The sequence below is a fragment of the Arthrobacter rhamnosi genome (assembly GCF_054510975.1).
On sequence record NZ_JBTNDN010000005.1, the window covers coordinates 92,546 to 115,740 of the forward strand.

Consider the following 23,195-nt stretch of genomic DNA (forward strand, 5'->3'; position numbering starts at 1 on the left):
AACCTTAGGAGCGTGGCGTGACGACGCGAAAACGCGTGTCGTAGGAGTCAACAGGACGGGGGGACCATTTATTGCGGCACCCGGTCCGGACGGCTCACGCCTGCCGCGGCGCGTTCGAGGACCTCGCGGACGGCCAGGACGGCGGGCCGGCGGGCACCGGCACGGCGCGCCGAGGTGAAGATGGACCGGCGCGGGTTTTCGTCGAGGTCGAGCAATTGCACCGGCACGTTGCGGCCGGTCCACACGAGATCCGGCATCAGGGCGACGGCGTTGCCCGACTCGATCAGCCGGATCTGCGCCTGGAGGTCCGCCGTCTCGTACCGGACGTCGGGCTCGAACCCGGCGAGCCGGCATGCCTGCTCCGCCCAGTGCCGGGACGCCGCCCCCCGGGGCTCCATCACCCAGGCCGCTCCCGCCGCCCCGGCGACCGAGGAGATCCCGGCGGCGGGTCCGACCAGTGGGACGGCGAGGCGGATCGCATCCTCCGTCAGCGGCACGTGGTCGAGTTCCGGGTGGCAGGGAGCCGCGTGGCCCGGGTACTGCTCGGCGATCACGAGGTCGAAGTCCCGCGCGAACGTCTCGTACAGGGCCGTCTCGGGCTCCCGCTGCACCATCTCCACCCGGACGTCGGGATAGTCGCGCGTCATGACCGTCAGGGCATCGGGCATGAGCGCCAGGGCAGCCGACTGGAAGACCGCCACCCGGACGGTGCCGGACACCGTGGTCAGGGAGGCCGCCAGGTCGGCTTCCGCCCGCTCCAATGTCTCGAGCAGTTCGGCGGTATGCGCGACCAGCACGTCGGCCTGCGCCGTGAGGACCACCCGCCGGCCGGTCTTCCGCAGCAGCTCCACGCCCACTTCCTTCTCGAGCAGGGCGAGCTGCTGGGACACGGAGGAGGGGCTGTAGCTGAGGGCGGCGGCAACGTCGGCGAGGGTCCCGCGGATCTTGAGTTCGCGGAGCAGGCGCAGCCTGCGCAGATCGAGCACGGGGCCTCCCGGTTCGGTTCTACTGATGAATACCCTTCGGTAATCATCGCTTTTCCTAATCCTACGGCCGGACCGATACTGGACGGGAAGTCGCTGCTTCATCCTGTGACCGGCGGAAGCCGTCGAACCGAAAGCCGTTGCCATGACAACCCAGATCCCGCCCCTCGAGGGCCTCGCCGACACCCCGGCGCTCCAGAACGCGCACCCCACCCCTTACCCGGGGTCGGACCGCGCCCCCCGGTTCTCCGCCGCTCCCGGCGGGACGACGGACATCCCTGCAGGACTGCCGGACGCATCGGTCGCCCTCGTCCGGCGCTGGCTGACCGAGGCATCGAAGGTACCGGTGGACTCCTCGGCCAAGCAGCTCGCGGGCGTCCTCAAGGACCCCAACGGGCTCGCCTTCACGGTGGGCTTCGTCGACGGCGTCATCCGCCCCGAGGACCTCTCGGTGGCAGCCCGCAACCTCGGGGCCATCGCTCCGAAGGTCCCGGGCTTCCTCCCCTGGTACATGCGCTCGGCCGTGAAGGTCGGCGCCGCCGTCGCCCCCGTGCTGCCGCAGGTCGTCATCCCCATCGCCCGCCGCGTCCTCCGGGAGATGGTGGGGCACCTCATCATCGACGCCTCCGACGCGAGGCTCGGGCGGTCCATCAGCAAGATCCGGCGCGAGGGCATCCGGCTCAACGTGAACCTGCTCGGCGAGGCCGTCCTCGGCGAGCACGAGGCCGAACGCCGCCTCGAAGGCACGGTCCGGCTCCTCGAGCGCCCGGACGTCGACTACGTCTCCATCAAGGTGTCCTCCACCGTCGCCCCGCACCCCGCGTGGGCTTTCGAGGAGGCCGTGGAGCACGTCGCCGAGAAGCTCGCACCCCTCTACGCGCTCGCCGCCCGGTCCGAGAAGCCGAAGTTCATCAACCTCGACATGGAGGAGTACAAGGACCTGGACCTCACGATCGCCGTGTTCATGGCGATCCTCGACCGGCCCGAGTTCAGGGACCTCGAGGCAGGGATCGTGCTGCAGGCCTACCTCCCCGACTCCCTCGCAGCGATGATCCGGCTGCAGGAGTGGGCGGCAGCCCGACGCGCCAGGGGTGGTGCCGGCATCAAGGTCCGCGTGGTCAAGGGCGCCAACCTCCCGATGGAACACGTCGAGGCCTCCCTCCACGACTGGCCGCTCGCCACCTGGGGCACGAAGCAGGACTCGGACACGCACTACAAGCGCGTCCTCAACTACGCCCTGCAGCCCGGGCGCGTCGACAACGTGCGCATCGGCGTCGCGGGCCACAACCTCTTCGACCTCGCCTTCGCCTGGCTCCTCGCCGGCGAGCGGGGCGTACGCTCCGGCATCGAGTTCGAGATGCTCCTCGGGATGGCGCAGGGCCAGGCCGAGGCCGTCAAGCGCGACGTCGGGTCGCTGCTGCTCTACACGCCCGTGGTGCACCCGGGCGAGTTCGATGTCGCCATCGCCTACCTGATCCGCCGCCTCGAAGAGGGCGCGAGCCAGGACAACTTCATGTCGGCGGTCTTCGAACTGTCCGAGAACGAGGCTCTGTTCGAGCGCGAGAAGAACCGCTTCCTCGCGTCGCTGGCAGCGCTGGACACCTCCATCCCGGCACCGAACCGCCGGCAGGACCGCACCCTCCCCGAACCGGCCCACCCCGGGTCCGGATTCACCAACACCCCGGACACCGACCCGTCCCTCCCGGCCAACCGGGCCTGGGGCAGGGCGATCCTCGAGCGCGTGGCCACCTCCGAACTGGGCAACGACGTCGTCGCCGCCACCACGCTCACCCGGGCGGAGGACCTCGAGAACACTATCGCCGGCGCGGTCGCCGCAGCGTCCTCCTGGGGTTCCCTGACGGGCGCCGAGCGCGCGGCCGTCCTCCACCGAGCGGGCGACGCGCTGGAGGCACGCCGTGCCGACCTCATGGAAGTCATGGCCGCCGAGACCGGGAAGACCCTCGACCAGGCGGATCCCGAGATCTCCGAAGCCGTGGACTTCGCCCACTACTACGCCGAGCGCGCCCGTGAGCTCGACGACGTGGACGGCGCCTCGTTCTCCCCCGTCCGCCTCACGGTGGTGACACCGCCGTGGAACTTCCCGGTCGCGATCCCCGCGGGATCGACCCTCGCCGCCCTCGCCGCCGGCTCGTCGGTGATCATCAAGCCGGCCTCGCAGGCCCGCCGCTCCGGTTCCGTCATGATCGAGGCACTCTGGGCCGCGGGCGTGCCGCGCGAGGTCCTGCACCTCGTCCAGGTCGAGGAGGGCGACCTCGGGCGCCGGCTCATCTCCGATCCCCGGGTGGACCGCGTGATCCTCACCGGCGGGTACGAGACGGCCGAGCTCTTCCGTTCGTTCCGCACCGATCTGCCGCTGCTCGCCGAGACGTCCGGCAAGAACGCGATCATCGTGACACCGAGTGCGGATCTCGATCTCGCCGCGAAGGACGTCGCGCAGTCCGCCTTCGGCCACGCCGGGCAGAAGTGCTCGGCCGCCTCCCTGGTCATCCTCGTGGGCAGCGTGGGCACGTCGCAGCGCTTCCGCAACCAGCTCCTCGACGCGGTGACCTCGCTGTCCGTCGGGTACCCGTCGGACCCCTCCACGCAGATGGGTCCCGTCATCGAGCCGGCCACCGGCAAGCTCCTCGACGGGCTGACGACCCTCGGGGACGGCGAGTCCTGGCTCGTGGAGCCGCAGCGGCTCGACGATTCGGGCAGGCTGTGGAGCCCCGGCGTGCGCGACGGCGTGAAGCGGGGATCGACGTACCACCTGACGGAGTACTTCGGCCCCATCCTCGGCATCATGACCGCGCCGACGCTCGAGGACGCCATCGTCCTGCAGAACGACATCGACTACGGCCTCACCTCCGGCATCCACTCCCTCGACAGCCGTGAGATCGCCACCTGGATCGACGGCGTGCAGGCCGGCAACCTCTACGTCAACCGGGGTATCACCGGTGCCATCGTGCAACGCCAGCCCTTCGGCGGGTGGAAGAAGTCCGCCGTCGGGGCGGGTACCAAGGCAGGGGGTCCCAACTACCTCGTGGGACTCGGGACCTGGTCCCCCCGGGAATCGGTGGCCCAGGGTGCGCTCCTGCCCGCCGTGGCTCCGCTGCTGTCCGCCGCGCGCTCGGTAGGCCTGGCCGCAGCAGACCTCGCCCGGCTGGGCCGCGCCGCGGCGTCGGACGCCGCGGCCTGGAACGGTGAGTTCGGCCAGGTCAAGGATGTCTCCGGCCTCTCGGCCGAACGCAACCTCTTCCGCTACCTGGCCCACCCCGTGACGGTGCGCCTCGCGGACGGCGCCCCCGTCGCCGATCTCGTCCGTGTCCTCCTCGCGGCGAAGGCGGCCGGCGCCCCGGTAGCGGTCTCGAGTGCCGTGGAGCTCCCGGCGGCGCTCCGTACGGCCGTCCGGGAACAGGCCGAGACCCTCACCATCGAGGACGACGGCGCATGGCTGGCACGGGCCGCAGCGCTTCCCGTGCGGCGTGTCCGGCTCATCGGCGGGGGCATGTCCGCGCTGGCCGCCGCGACCGGCGGACGTCCCGACCTCGCGATCTACGCGCAGCCCGTCACCGAATCGGGCCGGGTGGAGCTGCTCCCGTTCCTGCAGGAGCAGGCCATCAGCATCACGGCGCACCGGTTCGGCACACCCAACGCGCTGACGGAGGGCATCGTCTAGGACCGGCGGCGGAAGGCACCGACGGCACAACGGCCCTCTGGCACAATCGATCCGGAGAGCACCATGCTGCCGCCGGGCGGCCGGAAGGATCGCGCCACCGATGAACAGCCGCAGCACCACCCCGAAGATCCGGGATCCCCAGCTCCGAGCGTGGATCCCGGGTCTTCTGGTGCTCGCGGCCGGCGTCGCCGGTGCCATGGGCCTGGCCAGCGTCCAGACCGTCCTCGGGGCCCTCGTGATCGCCCTGATCCTCGGGATCCTGCTGGGCAATTCCGGCCTCTACACGGCGACACTCCGCACGGGCATCAGCGGTGGGACGAAGCGCCTGCTGCGCGCCGGCGTCGTCCTGCTCGGGCTGCAGCTCGCCCTGCCGGACATCCTCGCCCTGGGCCCGCAGGTCCTCCTGCTCATCGTCGCGTGCGTCGCCGGAAGCTTCTACGCCACGCTCTGGCTCGGTGGGCGCCTCGGGCTGAGCCGGGCCGGTGCGCTCCTGATGGCAGCGGGCTTCTCGATCTGCGGCGCGTCCGCGGTGGCGGGGATGCAGGGCATCGCGGACGCGGACGACGACGAGGTGGCCTCCGCGGTCGCCATGGTCACGCTCTACGGATCCCTCATGATCATCGCCCTGCCCCTGCTGAACACGCTCCTCGGCCTCGACGCGACGGAGTTCGGCGTGTGGTCGGGCCTCGCCGTCCATGAGGTGGCACAGGTGGTGGCCGTCGCCAGTACGGCCGGGGCGACAGCGCTCGCCTCGGCGACCGTCGTCAAGCTGGGGCGGGTCCTGATGCTGGCGCCGGTCGCAGCGGCAGCGGGCCTCGGGGAACGACGACGCGCGGGCCGGCACGGCACGACGACCGCCGCGGACGGGAACGGGCGGGCGGCCGCACCCCTCGTGCCCCTCTTCGTCCTGGGCTTCCTGGCCCTGGTCGTCCTGCGCTCGCTCGGCATCCTGCCTCCGCCGGTCCTGGACGCCGGCCGCACCGTGGGCACCGTCCTGCTGGCCGCCGGGATGTTCGGACTGGGCGCGGGGATCGACGTCCGGCGCCTCCTGCGCACAGGGGGACGGTTCGCCGTGGTCGGCGCAGCCTCGACGCTGCTGCTGGCGGGAGTCTCACTGCTCGGCGTCGTCGTCCTGGCCTAGTCACGCCGGATCGGCAGGCCCTCCCTGCGACGGCAGGCACCTCGGGAATGACTCGACACCTCACCGTGTTGTAGGAATCGATGCATATGCATCTACTAGAGAGGGTGCCAGAATGAAGATCGCAGTTGTCACAGCGGGACTCGGTGTCCCGTCGTCGAGTCGAATGCTCGCCGATGTGTTGTCGGACGCCGTGAAGGGTGAGCTGTCCCGTTCCGGTTCCGCTGTCACCGTCGACGTCCTCGAGCTCCGCGACCACGCAGTGGACATCGCGCACCATCTGGTGAGCGGCTTCGCGCCCCCTGCCCTGGCCGCCGCCATCCGGAAGGTCACGGACGCGGACGCCCTGATCGTCGTCAGTCCTGTGTTCTCGGGGTCCTACAGCGGACTGTTCAAATCCTTCTTCGATGTCATCGACAACACCGCACTGGAGGGCATGCCCGTTCTCCTGGGGGCGACAGGCGGCAGCGCGCGTCACGCCCTGGTTCTCGACCACGCCCTGCGGCCCCTCTTCAGTTACCTGCGGGCACGGGTGGCTCCCACTGCCGTCTATGCGGCGCCCCAGGACTGGGGCGCCGGCACCGACGACGAACCGGCGCTGGAACAGAGATCACGCCGTGCCGCACGGGAACTGGCCGGAATGCTCGCCGGGCAGCCCCCGGCACGCCCTGCCCACCAGATGGAACCGTCCGCACCGTTCGAGGACCTCCTGGCGAGGATCCAGGGACCGACGTCCTGAACCCCCGCGCCACCCGTCTTTGACCCCCTACAACCGCTTTGGAGAAGAATCATGGAAATCGGTGTTTTCACAGTCAGTGACGTCACCCGGAACCCCCTCACCGGCGAGACGCCCACCGAGGGTGAGCGCATCAAGGCCGCCGTCGCCATCGCCAAAAAGGTCGAAGAGATCGGCATGGACGTCTACGCGACCGGCGAGCACCACAACCCGCCCTTCTACGCCAGCTCCCCGACCACCCTCCTCGGCTACATCGCAGCCCAGACCGAGCGCATCACCCTGTCCACCAGCACCACCCTGATCACCACCAACGACCCGGTCAAGATCGCGGAGGACTTCGCCACGCTGCAGCACCTCGCCGACGGTCGCGTGGACCTGATCCTCGGCCGCGGCAACACAGGGCCCGTCTACCCCTGGTTCGGCAAGAACCAGCAGGACAGCCTCGAACTGACCGTCGAGAACTACAACCTGCTGCGCCAGCTGTGGGACAACGACGTCGTGAACTGGGAAGGCAAGTACCGCACACCGCTGCGCAACTTCACCTCGACCCCGCGCCCGCTCGACGGCGTCGCACCGTTCGTCTGGCACGGCTCCATCCGCACGCCGGAGGTCGCGGAGATCGCCGCCTACTTCGGCGACGGGTTCTTCGCCAACAACATCTTCTGGCCGAAGGAGCACTACCAGCAGCTCATCGGCCTCTACCGGGAACGCTATGCCCACTACGGCCACGGCACCGCCGACCAGGCGATCGTGGGACTGGGCGGACAGTTCTACCTGGCGCGGAAGTCACAGGACGCGGTGAAGGAGTTCCGCCCGTTCTTCGACAACGCCCCCGTCTACGGCCACGGGCCGACGATGGAGAGTTTCATGGCCCAGACGCCGCTGACGGTCGGCAGCCCCCAGGAAGTCATCGAGAAGACGCTGTCCTTCCAGGAGTATTTCGGCGACTACCAGCGCCAGCTGTTCCTGATCGACCACGCCGGCCTGCCCCTGAAGACGGTGCTGAACCAGCTCGACCTCTTCGGCGAGCTCGTGCTTCCCGAACTGCGGGTGGAGTTCGCCAAGCGGCGACCCGCCCATGTCCCCGACAGGCCGGTGCACACTCCGCACAGGGTCGGCGCCGTCACGGCCGCCGGGTGACCAGGACCGGGAGGTCCTTGCCGGGTCCCGACCGGCAGGGACTTCCCGGTCAGCGCAAGCCGGTGCCGCGCTCGAGCGCCAGCCCGATCAGTTCGTCGATGAGCTCGGTGTAGCCGAGGCCGGACTTCGCCCACATCTGCGGGTACATGCTGATCGGCGTGAAGCCGGGCATGGTGTTGATCTCGTTGATGACCAGGCGGCCGTCGGGCGTGTAGAAGAAGTCCACGCGGGACAGTCCCTCGCCGCCGATCGCGTCGAAGGCCTCACCCGCGAGCCTGCGGACGCGGTCGATCACGTCCTGCGGGAGGTCCGCCGGGCAGGACAGCTCGGCGGCAGCGCCGTCGACGTACTTCGCCTCGAAGTCGTACCAGGCGTGCTCCCCGGGCTGGATGGCGATCTCGCCGGGCAGCGACGTGCGCGGGCCGTCCAGGCCCCTACCCTGCAGGACCGCCACCTCGATCTCGCGTCCGAGGATCCCGGCCTCGATGACCACCTTGGGATCGAACACGCGCGCGGCCTCGACCGCAGCCCAGATGCCGTCCGCGTCCTCGACCCTGCTGATCCCCATGGAGGACCCCGCGCGGGCCGGCTTGACGAACAGCGGGAATCCGAGCGCTGCGGCGCGCTGGATGCTCTCCTCGGCGCCGGTCCGCCACTGGCGGTCCGTCACCACCACGTACGGGCCCACCTCGAGGCCCGCCGCAGCGAAGACCACCTTCATGTAATGCTTGTCCATCCCGACCGCGGACGCCAGGACCCCGGCCCCGACGTAGCGCATGTCGGCCAGCTCCAGCATGCCCTGCAGAGTACCGTCCTCGCCGAACGGTCCGTGCAGCAGAGGCAGCACGACGTCGACGCCGCCCAGGCTCTCGGGGACGGACCCGGGAGCGGCGACGAGCAGTTCCTGCCCGTCGCTGCCGTCGGCGGCAGTGCCCATCACCACGGCCTGCTCGGTCGCGGTGACCTCGGGCAGCACGTCGGCGCGCAGGGACCACGAGGACGGATCGGCCGAGACGAGGGACCACTGGCCGGACTTGGTGATGCCCACCGGCACGACCTCGTACCGGGTGCGGTCGATCGCCTCGAGGACGCCCGCCGCGGTCACGCAGCTCACGGCGTGCTCGCTGGACCGGCCGCCGAAAAGGACGAGGACGCGGGGTTTGCGGGAGCGGACAGGAGAATCGGTGGTCACGGTGCGGAATCGCCTTCCGGCTTGAGGTTGCGGGCCAGCAGACGCGGCCCCAGGTCGTTGACGGACAGGCGTCCCTGGAGGACGGCCACGACGCTTTCGGTGATGGGCATGTCGACGCCGAGTTTCATGGCGGAATCGAGGACGGCCTGGGCCGACTTGATGCCCTCCGCCGTCTGGTTCATCCTCACCGTCACCTGGTCGAGGGTCAGGCCCTGCCCCAGCAGGTGGCCCGCCGTATGGTTGCGCGAGAGCGCGGAGGAGCAGGTGGCGATCAGGTCGCCCATGCCGGCCAGGCCCGCCATGGTCTCGGGCCTGCCGCCCAGCGCCACGGCGAGACGGGTCGTCTCGGCCAGCCCGCGGGTGATGACGGACGCCTTCGTGTTGTCCCCCATGCGGCGTCCCTCGCAGATGCCGACCGCCAGGGCGATCACGTTCTTCACGATGCCGCCGATCTCCACGCCGATGACATCGGTGGAGGTGTAGGGGCGGAAGTAGGAGGACGTGCACGCCGCCGCGATCCAGGCCGCCGTCCCGTGGTCGGGACACGCGACGACGGACGCCGTCGGCTCCTCGCGTGCTATCTCCATGGCCAGGTTGGGCCCGGAGACGACGGCGATGCGGTCGGCCGGCAGCGCGAGCTCCTCCGCGATCACCTCGCTCATGCGGGCGTCCGTGCCGACCTCGAGGCCCTTCATGAGGGAGACGACGACGGCGTCGGCCGGCAGGAAGGGCCGCCAGGCCGGGAGCTGGGTGCGCAGCGTCTGGGCCGGCACGGCGAGGACCACCAGGTCGCTTCCGGCCAGGACCTCGCTGACGTCCGCGGAGGCGGTCACGTTCCCCGGAAGACGCGTGTCGCCGAGGTACGGGGAGTTCCTGTGGTCAGCCGTGATCTCGGCCGCCACCTCGGGGCGTCGCGACCACAGCATGACCGCTGTGTCGGCTGAGGCGTCGGCGAGGACCTTCGCGAACGTGGTGCCCCAACTGCCGGAGCCGAGGACGGCGATCTTCGCGGGCTGCGCGGCGCGCGGCCCCACTGTCACGATTCCCCTCCGGTCAGTGGTTCCCTGGGGTTCCCGTCGTCGTCCTGCGCCCCGGCGTTACGGCCCATCCGCTTGTGCTCCTTCTCCGCAGGGTCCCACCGCTCGGCGGGGGGTTCCTCGCCCCTCAGCTCCGCCAGCAGTTCCGTGATGGCGTCGAGGATGCGGTCGGTCGCGGCGTCGAGCGTGGTCCTCGTCAGGGGCGCGTCCCTGAACTCGCTGAGGTCCACGGGGTGCCCGACGAGCACGCGGGCGCGCTTGCGCGGAAAGAGGTAGAAGCGCTTGGCATACCGCGGGAAGAGCTCGTGCGCACCCCACTGGGCCATCGGCACCACCGGCGCGCCGGTCTGCAGTGCGAGCCGGGCGGCACCGGTACGGCCCTTCATGGGCCACATGTCGGGGTCGCGCGTGAGGGTGCCCTCGGGGTAGATGATGATGCCGCCGCCGTCGGCGAGGGCCTCGCGAGCGGCTTCGAGCGAGCGGTTCGCTCCGGCCGAGGTGCGCTCCACGGGCACCTGCTTGATGGTGCGCAGGATCCAGCCGATCACCGGCACCTTGAACAGCGACGCCTTCGCGAGGAAATGCGGCATGACGCCCTGGTTGTACAGGAAGTGCCCGACCACGACCGGGTCGATCTCGGTGACGTGGTTGGGGCAGACGATCATGCCCATCCCCACGGGCAGCCTCTCCTGCCCGTGCCATTCCTTGCCCATCAGCCCGTTCATGGCCGGCCTCACCCAGAGGGCGAGGAACGTGAACATGGCGCGTGAGTCCCGTGACTCCCCCATGTGCCGGACCGCCTAGGAGAGTGCCACGGCGGCAGCCGGGGCGTCCTCCGTGATGTCGAAGTCGGCGCCCAGTCCCTCGAGCTTGTCCTGGAAGCGCTCGTAGCCGCGGTTGATCAGCTCGATTCCGGTGACCCGCGAGACGCCGTCTGCAGCGAGTGCCGCGATCAGGTGGCTGAAGCCGCCGCGCAGGTCGGGGATGTCGATGTCCGCACCGCGCAGCTGCGTCGGGCCGGAGATGACGGCCGAGTGCAGGAAGTTGCGCTGTCCGAAGCGGCAGGGCACGCTGCCGAGGCACTCGCGGTGCACCTGGATGTTGGCGCCCATCCGGACCAGTGCTTCCGTGAAGCCGAACCGGTTCTCGTAGACGGTCTCGTGGACGATCGATACGCCCGAAGCCTGCGTGAGAGCGACGACGAGGGGCTGCTGCCAGTCGGTCATGAAGCCGGGGTGGACGTCGGTCTCGAGGACCAGTGGCTTCAGGAGGCCGCCGGGGTGGTAGAAGCGGATGCCCTCGTCGTCGACGTCGAAGGCGCCCCCGATCTTCCGGTAGGTGTTGAGGAAGGCGGTGAGGTCGAGCTGCCGGGCGCCCTCCACGTAGATGTCACCCTTGGTGACCAGCGCCGCCGAGGCCCAGGACGCGGTCTCGTTGCGGTCGGAGATGGCCTTGTGGTTGTAGCCGGTGAGGGTCTTGACGCCCTCGATGCGGATCACGCGGTCGGTCTGCACCGTGATGATGGCGCCCATCTTCTGCAGGACGGCGATGAGGTCCATGATCTCGGGCTCGACGGCGGCACCGGAGAGCTCGGTGATGCCTTCCGCGCGGATGGCGGTGAGAAGTACCTGCTCGGTGGCTCCGACGCTCGGGTACGGAAGGGTGAGCTTCGCGCCGTGCAGGCCCTTCGGGGCCGAGATGGAGATGCCGCCGGGCCGCTTGTCGACGACCGCGCCGAAGTTGCGGAGGACCTCGAGGTGGTAGTCGATCGGGCGGTCGCCGATCTTGCAGCCGCCGAGGTCGGGGATGAAGGCCTCACCGATGCTGTGCATCAGGGGTCCGCAGAGAAGGATCGGGATGCGGGAATCCCCGGCATGGGCGTCGATGTCCTTGAAGCGGGCCATCTTGGCGTCGCTCGGGTCCATTGTGAGGTCACCGGTGACCGGGTCCTTGGTCACCGTGACGCCGTGCAACTGCAGCAGGCTGGTGACGACGTCGACGTCCTTGATCTCCGGGACGTTGCGCAGGACCGAAGGGGTGTTCCCCAGCAGTGCGGCGACCATCGCCTTCGGAACCAGGTTCTTCGCACCGCGGACGGATACCTTGCCGGCCAACGGAAGTCCGCCACGAATGGTCAGAACGCTACCCATGAATACCATTTTCCTTCTATGTTGAAACCCCACGGACGCCGAAATGCTCGTTCCAAGCATAGGAGCACAGCGGAGCAGACAGAAATACAAGGGTACGTCCAGCGTCCCCTGTTTGCTGTTAGCAACCCGTCAGGGCACGCCGGCATTCCTCGCAGGCGCCCGGGGAGTCCGTGACATGCATTACTGCCGGCGGCGCCGTCGCGGCGCGGGTAGCGCGTCAGGTGCGGACGGGCAGCGTGGTGGGCTTGTAGGACGGGCGGCTCGCCTCGAAGGCCGTGATGTGCTCTTCCTGCCGCAGCGTCAGGCCGATGTCGTCCAGTCCCTCGAGCAGGCGCCAGCGCGTGTAGTCGTCGATCTGGAAGGGGGCGCTGACCGAGCCGCACTGCACCGTCCGCGATTCGAGGTCGACCGTGACCGTGGTACCCGGCTCGTTCTCGAGGATCTTCCAGATGAGCTCGATGTCGTCCTGCGCCACCTGGGCGGCGACGAGCCCCTGCTTGCCGGAGTTGCCTCGGAAGATGTCGGCGAAGCGCGAGGACAGGACGGCCTTGAAGCCGTAGTCCTTCAGCGCCCAGACGGCGTGTTCCCGGGATGAGCCGGTCCCGAAGTCCGGCCCCGCGACGAGGACCGAGCCGCGGGAGTAGGGCTCCCGGTTGAGGATGAAGTCCTCTTCCTTCCGCCATCCGGCGAAGAGCGCGTCCTCGAAGCCCGTCCGGGTGATCCGCTTCAGGTACACGGCCGGGATGATCTGGTCCGTGTCGATGTTGCTCTGGCGCAGGGGGACGCCGATGCCGGTGTGGGTGGTGATCTTCTCCATGGCGTTCTCCTAGGCTGCTGGGATCGTGGGCTCGGCGGCATGGGCGCCGGTGCCGAGGGGAAGGGGCGCCAGGTCTGACGGCGAGCTGAGGGTGCCACGGACGGCTGTCGCGGCAGCGACCACGGGCGAGACGAGGTGCGTGCGTCCGCCCTTGCCCTGCCGTCCCTCGAAGTTGCGGTTGGAGGTCGAGGCGCAGCGCTCCCCCGGTGCCAGCTGGTCCGGGTTCATGCCGAGGCACATGGAGCAGCCGGCGAACCGCCACTCAGCACCGAAGTCCTTGAACACGCGGTCCAGGCCCTCGGCCTCGGCCTGCAGGCGCACGCGGGCCGATCCGGGGACGACCATCATCCGGATCGCGGGATCCTTCTCCCTGCCCCGGATGATGTCCGCGGCGATGCGCAGGTCCTCGATGCGGCTGTTGGTGCACGACCCGAGGAAGACGGTGTCCACCCGGATGTCCTTCATGGGTGTACCCGGCTCGAGCGCCATGTAGTCCAGCGCCCGGTTGCAGGCGGCCTTGTCGTTCTCGTCCGCGAAGTCGTCGGGCGAGGGGACGGCCTGCGAGAGGGAGACACCCTGACCGGGGTTGGTACCCCAGGTCACGAAGGGCTCGAGCTCGTCCGCGTCGAGGAAGACCTCCGCATCGAAGACGGCGTCGTCGTCGGTGCGCAGCTCGCGCCAGTCGGCGACGGCGGCGTCCCAGTCCGCGCCCTGGGGCGCGTGCGGCCGGCCCTTCAGGTACTCGAAGGTCGTGTCGTCGGGCGCGACCATCCCGGCACGCGCTCCTGCTTCGATGGACATGTTGCAGATGGTCATGCGGGCTTCCATCGACAGCGAGCGGATGGCCGACCCGCGGTACTCGAGGACGTATCCCTGTCCCCCGCCGGTCCCGATCTTGGCGATGACGGCGAGGATGATGTCCTTCGACGTGACGCCGGGCTTCAGCGTCCCCTCGACCGTGATGCCCATGGTCCGGAACGGCTTCAGGGAAAGGGTCTGCGTCGCCATGACGTGCTCCACCTCGGACGTGCCGATGCCCATGGCGAGCGCTCCGAACGCGCCGTGCGTGGAGGTGTGGGAGTCGCCGCAGACGACGGTCAGTCCCGGCTGCGTCAGGCCGAGCTGGGGCCCGACGACATGGACGATGCCCTGCTCCGCGTCGCCGAGCGAGTGCAGGCGGACACCGAACTCCCTGCAGTTGGCGCGCAGGGTCTCGATCTGCGTGCGGCTGGTCAGGTCGGCGATCGGCTTGTCGATGTCGATCGTCGGCGTGTTGTGGTCCTCGGTCGCGATCGTGAGGTCGGGACGCCGGAGGGGCCGGTTGGCCAGGCGAAGACCCTCGAAGGCCTGCGGCGAGGTGACCTCGTGGATCAGGTGCAGGTCGATGTAGAGGAGGTCGGGTTGCGCCTCGGCGCCGACGACGTCGCCCTTGCGGACCACGTGCGCGTCCCAGACCTTCTCTGCCAGTGTCTTGCCCATGACGATCGTCCTTTTCTGTCCGGCGGGCCGGGACCCGGTGGGGCGGCCGCTGCCGAGACTGATGCTCCGACAACTCAACCAGTGCTGTGCGGCGAGTGCCAGCCGCGCGGCTTGCGTCTCAGATAATGAGACGGCAATATCATCTTATGGACAATTCTAGCGGCGTTGGAGTTATCGACAAGGCCGCCCTCGTACTCGACGCCCTCGAGGCCGGACCCACCACCCTGGCGCAGCTCGTCGCTTCGACGGGCCTCGCGCGGCCCACCGTCCATCGCCTGGCCCTCGCCCTCGCGCACCACCGCCTGGTCGGCCGGGACATCCAGGGGCGCTTCGTCCTGGGGAGCAGGCTCGTGGAGCTCGCCTCCGCCGCCGGCGAGGACCGTCTCATCGCGGCGGCAGGCCCCGTGCTCCTCAGCCTGCGCGACGCCACCGGAGAGAGCGCCCAGCTCTTCCGCCGCCAGGGGGACTGGCGCGTCTGCGTCGCCTCGGCAGAGCGTCCCGTCGGGCTGCGGGACACCATTCCGGTCGGTACGCAGCTCTCCATGAAGGCGGGGTCCGCAGCGCAGTGCCTCCTCGCATGGGAGGACCACGACCGCCTGCTCAAGGGACTGCAGAGCGCGCGCTTCACGCCCACGGTCCTCGCCGGCGTCCGGCGGCGGGGGTGGGCCCAGAGCCTCGGCGAGCGGGAGGCGGGGGTGGCATCGGTCTCGGCTCCGGTACGCGGTCCTTCGGGGCGCGTGATCGCCGCCGTCTCGATCTCGGGCCCGATGGAACGCCTCACCCGCCAACCGGGGCGGATCCACGCGGAGGTCGTCTCCGACGCAGCACGCCAGCTGACCCTCGCCGTCGGCAAGGCGGAGTGATGCCGGGCCGCCCCGGAGCAGGCTCGGCAGCCGGTCCCGACGTCGGCCCCGACCCCGGCCAGCGATACGCCATCTTCCTCCGTGGAGTGAACGTCGGCGGGATCACGGTCCGGATGGCGGAGCTCCGCGAGGAGCTCGCCACCCTCCCCGTCACCGATGTGGCCACGGTGCTCGCCAGCGGCAACGTCACCTGCTCGTCCTCGCTCGGCGCTGCGGAGCTCACGGGGTGCGTGGAGGAAGCACTGAGGCGCCGCTTCGGCTACCTCGCCTGGGTGATCGTCGTCGGCCGTGCCGACCTCGTCGCGATTGCCGCGTCGGTTCCCCAGCCTCCGGCGGGGGCGGACGACGTGCACACCTATATCACCCTGTTCAAGGCTCCCGCGGACCTCGAGGCCTTCCTCGGCGAGGCTGACGCCCTCACCGGACGGCCGGAGGTGCTGGCGGGCGGAAGCGCCATCGGGTGGTTCTCCCCCAAGGGGCAGTCGACCGAGGTCCCGCTCGCGAAGCTGCTCGCGAAGGCACGCTACGCGGCGACGTCCACCACGCGGAACATCAACACGGTGGACAAGGTGGTACGCCTCCTCGCCTGAGCCGGGAGCAAGCACCGTCGGCAGCACGCTCGGCAGCACTGTCGGCAGCACCGTCGCGTTGGTAGTGTTCGACCAGCCTCTCCCCCGGATCAGCACAAGGACAGCCATGCGCCTCATCGCCGATGATTGCTACGAACTCGAGCAGCAGAAGGGCTCGCACGGCTTCGTCGTCTCGGGCGCCGGGCGCACGGCGGTGATCGACCCGGGCATGTCCTCCGGGTTCGACGGCGTCATCGCCGAACTCCGAGCCGGCGAGGCTCGAATCGGCCCGGTCACCGACATCGTCCTCACGCACTACGACGCCGACCATGCACAGGCGGCGCAGCGGCTCCAGGAAGTCCTCGGTGCGACGGTGTGGATCGGGGCCGAGGACGCCGATGTCCTCCGCGGCCGCACGAAGCCGAAGACGCTCTTCCGGAAGGTGCTGCAGAGGGTGGCCCGCGTCCCGTTCCCCGAGGGCGCGCGGGAGCTGAGCGGGTCCGGGGAGATCTTCCCGGGGCTCGAGTACCTGCCCACCCCTGGCCACACTCCCGGCCACTACGCGTACCAGTGGCGTGGCGTGCTGTTCACGGGCGACGCCGCCCGGGTCTCCGCGGACGGACGCGTCAGGACCTTCTACGCCGTGCTGAACAACGACACGCAGGTCGCGTCGCGTTCCGTCGGGGTGCTCGCGGAACGGATCGGCTCGGGAACCGTGGACTGGGTCTGCTCGGGCCACAACGCGGTCGCCCGCACGGCGGTCCGGGCCTCCTGACGATCCGGGCCTCCTGACGACGGACGGCACGTCCCGCCGGCCGGAGTTCAGGGGCGCTGAAGCGCCGCCCGGACCGCGGTGCGGAAGCTGTTGCAGCGTTCCACTTCGTCCTCCACGGGGCGCAGAACGACCTCGTGGGCGACGCGCGAACAGGACGCCAGGAGCCGCCGTCGCACCCGGGACGCCCTGCGCGCCGCTCCCCATCGCGCCAGCAGCGCCGCGAGAACGCCCAGCAGGATGCCGGTCACCACGCCACCGAGGATCAGGAGCGTGGGAAGCGGGAACCCCTCCACCCGTGGGACGTCGATCGCGGGGAGCTGCAGGAAGCCGAGAACGGCCAGGACGCCGAGCCAGGCCAGTCCCCCCGCGAGCGCGGCGAAGGCGACCCACTGCAGGACACCGAAGATCCCCCACCATGCCCGCCGGCCGGTTTCGAGGTCGGTGCCGGTGACGGCCGAGTCGAGGGCATCGGTGAGGTCGGCGGCCGTACTGCGCGCGGCATCCCGGATCGAGGTGTGCCAGGGCTGGACCGCTCCCGCGGCCGACGCATCCCCGAAGACGCGGAGGGCGTGGTCGACCTTCGCCCGCTGGGCCGGCTGACCCTGCGGCAGCGAGGACCGGCGCATGTCGGGGGCGATGTCCTCCCGGCGGAGGTTCAGCCGGCGGAGCGGATCCGGGCGGAGCCCGGCCAGCCAGCGCGTGACCGGCCAGCCTGCCACGGCGTGCGCATCACGGCGGTAGGCACTGCGCACGGCGTCGACCACCACCGGTACTCCCGCCGCGGATGCGAGTTCGTCGGACAGGGCGGTGGTCGCCTCCTCGGACGGCCTGGCCACCGGGTGCTCCCCGGCGTACGGGAGGAGGTCCGCCGCGGCGCGCGCGGCGTCCGCCGCCATCCTCCGCGTGGCTGCTGCCCGGCTCTCGGCGAGGGTCCGGATGGCGTCGGCGAGTGTGGTGACGCCGTCGCCGGTACGTGCGGACACCGGAAGGACGACGACGTCGGACAGTCCCTCGCCGGCCAGGATGCCCCTCAGCGACGACGTGACGGCCTCGAGGTCCTGGGGGTCCAGACGGTCCGCCTGGTTGAGGGCCACGACGGTGACGGCCTCGTGGGTCGCCAGCCCGCGCAGGAATCCGTGATGGAGGGCCGCATCGGCGTACTTCTGCGGATCGACCACCCAGAGGAGGACATCGACCTGCCCGGCGAGTCGCTGGACGATCTCGCGATGGGCGAGCGTCGTCGAATCGAAGTCCGGGAGGTCGAGGAGGATCAGGCCGGGGGCGTCGTCCGCCGCGACGGTCCGCGCTGCTGCCGCGACCTGGGGCTCGGGGGGAGCCTTGGGACGGCGCCGCCGCCGGAAGAATCCGCGGAGGCCCGTCGTTCCGTCCCGGGCCGGGCCGGCGGTCGGATCGCCGGTGCCCTGTGCGTCGCGCGCGTCCTGCCCGTCCTGCCCCCCGGGTGCGTCCTGTCGGTCATGACCCTCGTGCCCGTCGAGGACGAGGACGGCGACGCCCGTGGACCGGAGCGCTGCGGTACTTCCCTGCGACGCGAGGACGGGCGATCCGGCCACGAGGGGGGCACCCTCCGGCAGTTGGACACGCTGGCCGACCCCGAGCCAGTCGAGCAGCTCATCGCTCCCCCGACGTCCCCAGACCAGGGCGAGGGGTTCCGACGTCGTCGGGCGCCGTGCCGCCACCCGCGCGGCGTCCGTGCCACTCAGCGCGTTCACGAGGGAGGACTTCCCGCTGCCGGTGGGTCCGAACACACCCACGACCGTGTGGTCGGCGGACAGGGACCGCCGCGCGCCGGCACGCTCCAACGTGCCACGGAGGCGCTCGAGCTCGTCCTGCGGCAGTCGGTCCGTTCCGAGGTCGTACGCCTCCTGGAGACGGGTGAGGGCGGCCAGGAGGGAGGTCGCGAGCAGCGCGTCCGCCGCCGCTCCGGTGTCTCGGCTCATGCCCCGTCCTCCGCGGCCGCCGGCAGTCCGGTCGGAACCGCCGTGCGCAGATGCTGGGCCAGGACGCGCAGCGACTCCGCCGGTGTCTGGTGGGCCAGCGGCTCCAGGCAGCGGTCGAAGTCCTCGCGTTCGTGGCGGAACAGGCCGTCCACCCGCTGCGACAGGTTCTTCCGCGCTATCGCCGTGAGGCGCCGCACGGCATCATCACCGAACACCGCTTCCAGGAGCTTCTGACCCGCGATCGCCGACGCTCCGGCGATGCCGATCTCACCACCGGTCAGCCCTCCGGTGGAGGCGAACACCACCACCATCAGGGCCACCGCGACGCCGTTGACGCCGAAGGAGAGCATCCGCGCCGTGAACCGCTTGTCGGCCCCCTCGGCCTGGACCAGCTGCAGGAGGTCCTGCTGCCAGGCCCGGATCTCGCGGGCCACGCTGGAGGAGAAGTCCTCGGCACGCCAGGGCGGTACCCCCTCGAGCAGCACCCTGCCGGCCTGCTCCGCCCGCCAGCGCCGGCGGGTCGCTTCGTCCGCGCGCGCCGCCTGCTCCACGATGACGGTCTGCAGGCCACTGCCGAGGGCGTCTGCCACCGTCGCGGCAGGAGCCGGCCTGCCGGTGAAGAAGGCGCTGACCCGGTCCCGTGCCCAGCCGATCCTCGACTCGAGGCCCCGCATGAATTCACCGGTGCCGACGAAGTCCTGCCAGCGGGCCAGCACTTCGCCGCGCAGCAGCCTGCCGTCCTCGGTGGCGGCGAGGACGTCGGTCAGCGCGTCACGGTAGGCCCCGTCGACCGAGGCACGCAGGGCGTCACCGACCGCCTGCTCCTGCGTGGCCGCCTCGGCGATCGAATCGATGCGCCCGGCCAGCGCGCGCATGGCGCCCTGCACGGTCCGCCGTGCGATGTCCCGGCGGCCCTCGGCGTCGGCGGCGAGCGCCTGCAGCCACCGGCTGATCGGCACCACGGCGTCCGCGGGCAGCATGCGCGACGGGCTGAGGGGAAGTTCCGGGACGACGAAGATGGGAGCGTGTCCGAGGTTCTCGGCGGACAGGAGGTTCAGGAGGTCACCCCTGATCTCCTCCTCCACGCCGGGCGGGACGCGATCGAGGACGACCGCCACCAGGACGTCGCGCCGCCCCGCCTCGGCCAGCAGCTTCCACGGCACGGCGTCGGCGTAGCGGTTGGCCGTCGTCACGAAGATCCAGAGGTCCGCTGCCGCCAGCAGCTGCCCGGCGAGCTTGCGGTTCTCGTCCGCGATGGAATCGACGTCGGGGGCGTCGAGCAGGGCGAGGCCGGCCGGGAGTGTCCGGGTGGGCCGGAGGAGCAGGGTGTCCGCCCCGGCGGCGTGCCCCGGCACATCCAGTGTCGTTGCGGGATCCCCGTCCTCCGCGCCGTCGTCGCCCGCCAGCCGGACCCGGCTGAGCGTCGGCAGGACGCGGGCATCGTCGAACCAGCCTGCGTCATCGGGGTGGTGGAGCAGGAGCGGCTGGCGCGTGGTCGGCCTGACGGCGCCGGTTCCGGACACGGGACGCCCCACGAGGGCGTTCACGAGGGTGGACTTCCCGGCACCCGTCGAACCGCCGACGACGGCGATCAGTGGCGCGTCCAGGCTGGCCAGCCGGGGAAGGATGTAGTCGTTCAGCTGCGCACGGGCAGCTGCCGCCGCTTCCCTCGCATCGACCGAGCTCGGCAGGGCCAGGGGGAACGCGAGGTTCTCGAGCGCCCCCCGCACATCCCGCAACAGCGGGGGTAGCCCCCGGGCTTCGCTGGCGGTCGACGGTGCACTCATGGCTCCATCATGCCAGCCCCTCCCCCTGCGGTCAGGGCTCCACGCCAGCACGTCCCGGACTTACCTGACGACATCCGTCCGGAAAACAGAAAATCCCGGACATCGAACGATGTCCGGGATTTCCCGTTGTGTCCTTGCGGACGAGCGCCTGTTCAGGCTGCTGTGACCCCAGCGGGATTCGAACCCGCGTTACCGCCGTGAGAGGGCAGCGTACTAGGCCGCTATACGATGGGGCCAGTACTTTTCCATCCTACTACTGCTTTTTACTGCTTTGTGCCATCCTGCCCGTGAGGGCCGGAGTGCGCTGGGGTACCAGGACTCGAACCTAGAATGTTGGTACCAGAAACCAGTGTGTTGCCAATTACACCATACCCCAATGGCACTTCCCGAAGACCCGATCCTGCTGGGTTCTCGACCGCGTAACCGCTCCGCGCCGAGATATAACTTTACCGGACAGAGGGCAGGAACTGCAAAACGGCCGCCAGACCGGTGATGCGCGGCACCTCGACGGTGTCCTCGGCGGAGCTGGATCCCAGCGGATTCCCCGCCCCACCCGACAGTCCCACCGGGTCCCCCGAGGCATCCGGAGCCGATACCGTACCGGGCTCCCCGCGCATCCCCGTGCGGTCGAGCCAGACGCCGACGAGTCCTGCCGAGCGGGCCCCGACGGCATCGATCAGGCGGTTGTCCCCCACGTACAGGGTGCGTTCGGGAGCGGTGCCGATGAGCCTCGCGCCCTCCCGGTAGATGGCGGGATCGGGCTTCGCGACGCCGACCGCGTCGATGCCGACGAGGACGGCGATGCGATGGAGGCCCGCCCGATCCAGCTTGGCCCGCTGGTAGTCGTGCACGTTGTTGCTCACGGCTCCATAGGGGATGCCCCGCGCGTCGAGTTCGTCGAGCAGCGGCACCACGTCGTCGTACGCCCGGAAATGCAGGGGAAGCATCTGCTCGTACGCCCGGACCCATGCATCCGCCGTCTGGCCGAGGAAGGGTTCACGGGTGAAGCCCGCCCGCGCGTGGCGGATCCGGTGCACGCGCTGCTCCTCGAACGTGAGCTCGCCGGCGAGGAAGCGGTCATAGTGCCTCTGCGGGTCACCCGTGTACAGAGCCTTGTACCGGACCCAGTCGTCGTCGCTGAGGTGGTCGAGTGCAGGATCCGGGATGGACTGGAGCGTGTGCCCCATGGCCTGTTCGAGGTCGACGAGCGTCTCGTCGATGTCGAACAGCACGCCGTCCACGCCCGGGCCCCCCGCGGCCGCCTGCCCCGCCCCTGCCGGGGTCATCGGAACCGGCACGGCTCAGCCCACCGTGGCGCGGAGCGCCCGGACCCGGGCGAGCGAGGAATCCCGCCCGAGGATCACCATCGACTCGAACAGCGGCGGTGAGATCCTGCGACCCGACACAGCGGTACGCACCGGCCCGAACGCCAGGCGGGGCTTCAGCCCCAGCGTATCCACCAGCGCGGACCGGAGTGCGCCCTGCAGGGACTCCGCGTCCCACGACGCGACCCCCTCGAGGGCCTCCTGCGTCGCGTCGAGGACCTCGCCCAGGTTGTCGGGGAGTCCCTTGCGGGCGTCGTCGGCGATGTCGATGGCGTCGTCGGCCTTGAACAGGAATCCCAGCATCTCCGGCGCCTCGCCGAGGAGGGTGATGCGCTCCTGGATGAGGGGGGCCGCTTCCGCCACGATCCGCAGCTCCTCCTCCGTGGGATCGGCGCCGATGAGGCCGGCGGCGGCGAGGTAGGGCAGGAGCCGTGAGCGGAACTCGGCCGGGTCGAGCAGCCGCACGTGCGTCCCGTTGATCGCCTCGGCCTTCTTGAGATCGAAGCGCGCGGGGTTGGCGAGGACGTCGCGCACGTCGAACTTCTCGACGAGCTGCTCGACCGAGAAGATGTCCTCGTCGGCCGACAGGCTCCAGCCGAGCAGCGACAGGTAGTTCAGGAGTCCTTCGCGGATGAAGCCGCGCTCCCGGTGCAGGAACAGGTTGGACTCCGGATCCCGCTTGGACAGCTTCTTGTTGCCCTGGCCCATGACGTACGGCAGGTGCCCGAACAGCGGCATGTAGCGTGCGACTCCGATGTCGATCAGCGCCCGGTACAGCGCGACCTGCCGCGGCGTGGAGGACAGCAGGTCCTCTCCGCGGAGGACGTGCGTGATTCCCATGAGGGCGTCGTCGACCGGGTTGACGAGCGTGTAGAGCGGCGCCCCGTTGGCGCGTACGACGGCGAAGTCGGGCACACTGCCGGCCCGGAAGGTGATGTCACCGCGGACGAGGTCGGTGAATGTGATGTCCTCGTCCGGCATCCGCAGGCGCAGGACGGCGGGGCGACCGGAGGACCGGAAGGCTTCCTTCTGCTCCTCGGTCAGGGTGCGGTCGTGGTTGTCGTAGCCGAGCTTGACGTCGCGTCCTGCTGCGCGGTGGCGCTCCTCCACCTCCTCGGGGGTCGAGAAGGACTCGTAGAGGTGGCCGGCCTGGACGAGGCGTTCGATGACGTCCTGGTACAGCTCGCCGCGCTGCGACTGGCGGTAGGGCGCGTGCGGCCCTCCGACCTCGACGCCTTCGTCCCAGTCGATGCCCAGCCACGTCATGGCCTCCAGGAGCTGGTGGTAGCTCTCCTCGCTGTCGCGGGCGGCGTCGGTGTCCTCGATGCGGAAGACGAGCTTCCCCCCGGTGTGGCGTGCATAGGCCCAGTTGAACAGGGCCGTGCGGATCAGCCCGACATGCGGGGTGCCCGTCGGCGACGGACAGAATCGGACCCGGACGGGTGTGGCATCGGTGACGGTGGGGATATCTGCGGCAGTAGTCATGATGGTCCCAGTCTAAGTGCGACCACCGGGCCCGCCCTCGTGCAGCATCTCCGCCGAGGGCAGCTCGTCCATCACCCATGCG

Annotated in this window: 18 protein-coding genes and 2 tRNA genes; 7 read left to right on the forward strand and 13 right to left on the reverse strand. The window is 70.2% G+C overall.

Going from position 1 to position 23,195, the window contains the following annotated elements:
- Positions 1-68: 68 nt before the first annotated feature.
- Entirely contained in the window at positions 69-986 is a 918-nt protein-coding gene (locus tag ACX80J_RS12405) for a LysR substrate-binding domain-containing protein (RefSeq protein WP_459347985.1), read from the reverse strand.
- A 142-nt stretch (positions 987-1,128) separates the two neighbouring features.
- Here ACX80J_RS12405 and ACX80J_RS12410 point away from each other — a divergent pair, with 142 nt between their 5' ends.
- The 4 genes from ACX80J_RS12410 to ACX80J_RS12425 all read left to right on the forward strand — a co-directional run bounded on the left by ACX80J_RS12410 (position 1,129) and on the right by ACX80J_RS12425 (position 7,676).
- Entirely contained in the window at positions 1,129-4,662 is a 3,534-nt protein-coding gene (locus tag ACX80J_RS12410) for a bifunctional proline dehydrogenase/L-glutamate gamma-semialdehyde dehydrogenase (RefSeq protein ID WP_459347986.1), read from the forward strand.
- A 100-nt stretch (positions 4,663-4,762) separates the two neighbouring features.
- Complete coding sequence (locus ACX80J_RS12415; protein ID WP_459347987.1) at positions 4,763-5,803, forward strand: YeiH family protein; 1,041 nt, start codon at positions 4,763-4,765, stop codon at positions 5,801-5,803.
- 112 nt (positions 5,804-5,915) lie between these two features.
- Positions 5,916-6,539 carry an FMN reductase gene (locus ACX80J_RS12420; protein ID WP_459347988.1) on the forward strand — a complete coding sequence of 208 codons (624 nt, stop codon included), beginning with the start codon at positions 5,916-5,918 and terminating at the stop codon, positions 6,537-6,539.
- Between the two features lie 51 nt (positions 6,540-6,590).
- Entirely contained in the window at positions 6,591-7,676 is a 1,086-nt protein-coding gene (locus tag ACX80J_RS12425) for a CE1758 family FMN-dependent luciferase-like monooxygenase (protein ID WP_459347989.1), read from the forward strand.
- 49 nt (positions 7,677-7,725) lie between these two features.
- Here the strand turns inward: ACX80J_RS12425 and ACX80J_RS12430 are convergent, their stop codons facing one another.
- The 6 genes from ACX80J_RS12430 to leuC form a co-directional block, all read right to left on the reverse strand.
- Positions 7,726-8,868, reverse strand: coding sequence for a D-alanine--D-alanine ligase family protein (locus tag ACX80J_RS12430; RefSeq protein ID WP_459347990.1), 1,143 nt, complete (start codon positions 8,866-8,868; stop codon positions 7,726-7,728).
- Complete coding sequence (locus ACX80J_RS12435; protein WP_459348114.1) at positions 8,865-9,902, reverse strand: NAD(P)H-dependent glycerol-3-phosphate dehydrogenase; 1,038 nt, start codon at positions 9,900-9,902, stop codon at positions 8,865-8,867. Before ACX80J_RS12435 ends, ACX80J_RS12430 begins: the two co-directional genes overlap by 4 nt.
- 2 nt (positions 9,903-9,904) lie before the next feature.
- Positions 9,905-10,693, reverse strand: coding sequence for a lysophospholipid acyltransferase family protein (locus tag ACX80J_RS12440; RefSeq protein ID WP_459347991.1), 789 nt, complete (start codon positions 10,691-10,693; stop codon positions 9,905-9,907).
- Positions 10,694-10,705: 12 nt separating this feature from the next.
- Positions 10,706-12,055: a UDP-N-acetylglucosamine 1-carboxyvinyltransferase gene (murA, locus tag ACX80J_RS12445; protein WP_459347992.1), complete on the reverse strand. Its 1,350-nt coding sequence runs from the start codon at positions 12,053-12,055 to the stop codon at positions 10,706-10,708.
- A gap of 217 nt (positions 12,056-12,272) precedes the next feature.
- Positions 12,273-12,872 (reverse strand): 3-isopropylmalate dehydratase small subunit, encoded by a 600-nt coding sequence (gene leuD, locus ACX80J_RS12450; protein WP_459310913.1) that lies wholly within the window; start codon positions 12,870-12,872, stop codon positions 12,273-12,275.
- 9 nt (positions 12,873-12,881) lie between these two features.
- Positions 12,882-14,351 carry a 3-isopropylmalate dehydratase large subunit gene (gene leuC, locus ACX80J_RS12455; protein WP_459347993.1) on the reverse strand — a complete coding sequence of 490 codons (1,470 nt, stop codon included), beginning with the start codon at positions 14,349-14,351 and terminating at the stop codon, positions 12,882-12,884.
- A 146-nt stretch (positions 14,352-14,497) separates the two neighbouring features.
- Between leuC and ACX80J_RS12460 the strand changes: the two genes are divergently transcribed.
- The 3 genes from ACX80J_RS12460 (at position 14,498) to ACX80J_RS12470 (ending at position 16,558) form a co-directional block, all read left to right on the forward strand.
- The gene (locus tag ACX80J_RS12460) at positions 14,498-15,214 is read left to right on the forward strand and encodes an IclR family transcriptional regulator (RefSeq protein ID WP_459310915.1); all 717 of its coding nucleotides are present in this window, start codon (positions 14,498-14,500) and stop codon (positions 15,212-15,214) included.
- Positions 15,214-15,804, forward strand: a complete 591-nt coding sequence (locus ACX80J_RS12465; RefSeq protein ID WP_459347994.1) for a DUF1697 domain-containing protein — start codon at positions 15,214-15,216, stop codon at positions 15,802-15,804. The genes ACX80J_RS12460 and ACX80J_RS12465 overlap by 1 nt, the downstream gene beginning before the upstream one ends.
- Positions 15,805-15,910: 106 nt before the next feature.
- Positions 15,911-16,558 (forward strand): MBL fold metallo-hydrolase, encoded by a 648-nt coding sequence (locus tag ACX80J_RS12470; RefSeq protein ID WP_459347995.1) that lies wholly within the window; start codon positions 15,911-15,913, stop codon positions 16,556-16,558.
- Between the two features lie 47 nt (positions 16,559-16,605).
- On the opposite strand, the gene ACX80J_RS12475 is transcribed toward ACX80J_RS12470, so the two are convergent.
- The 6 genes from ACX80J_RS12475 to gltX form a co-directional block, all read right to left on the reverse strand.
- Positions 16,606-18,516, reverse strand: coding sequence for a GTPase (locus tag ACX80J_RS12475; RefSeq protein ID WP_459347996.1), 1,911 nt, complete (start codon positions 18,514-18,516; stop codon positions 16,606-16,608).
- Positions 18,513-20,303 carry a dynamin family protein gene (locus ACX80J_RS12480; protein WP_459347997.1) on the reverse strand — a complete coding sequence of 597 codons (1,791 nt, stop codon included), beginning with the start codon at positions 20,301-20,303 and terminating at the stop codon, positions 18,513-18,515. Before ACX80J_RS12480 ends, ACX80J_RS12475 begins: the two co-directional genes overlap by 4 nt.
- Positions 20,304-20,466: 163 nt before the next feature.
- Positions 20,467-20,539 (reverse strand) — tRNA-Glu (locus ACX80J_RS12485).
- Positions 20,540-20,607: 68 nt separating this feature from the next.
- Positions 20,608-20,679: transfer RNA gene (locus tag ACX80J_RS12490), tRNA-Gln, on the reverse strand.
- Positions 20,680-20,749: 70 nt separating this feature from the next.
- Entirely contained in the window at positions 20,750-21,601 is an 852-nt protein-coding gene (locus tag ACX80J_RS12495; protein WP_459347998.1) for an HAD family hydrolase, read from the reverse strand.
- 3 nt (positions 21,602-21,604) lie between these two features.
- On the reverse strand, positions 21,605-23,113 hold the full coding sequence (gene gltX / locus ACX80J_RS12500; RefSeq protein ID WP_459343422.1) for a glutamate--tRNA ligase: 1,509 nt from the start codon (positions 23,111-23,113) through the stop codon (positions 21,605-21,607).
- Between the last annotated feature and the right edge of the window lie 82 nt (positions 23,114-23,195).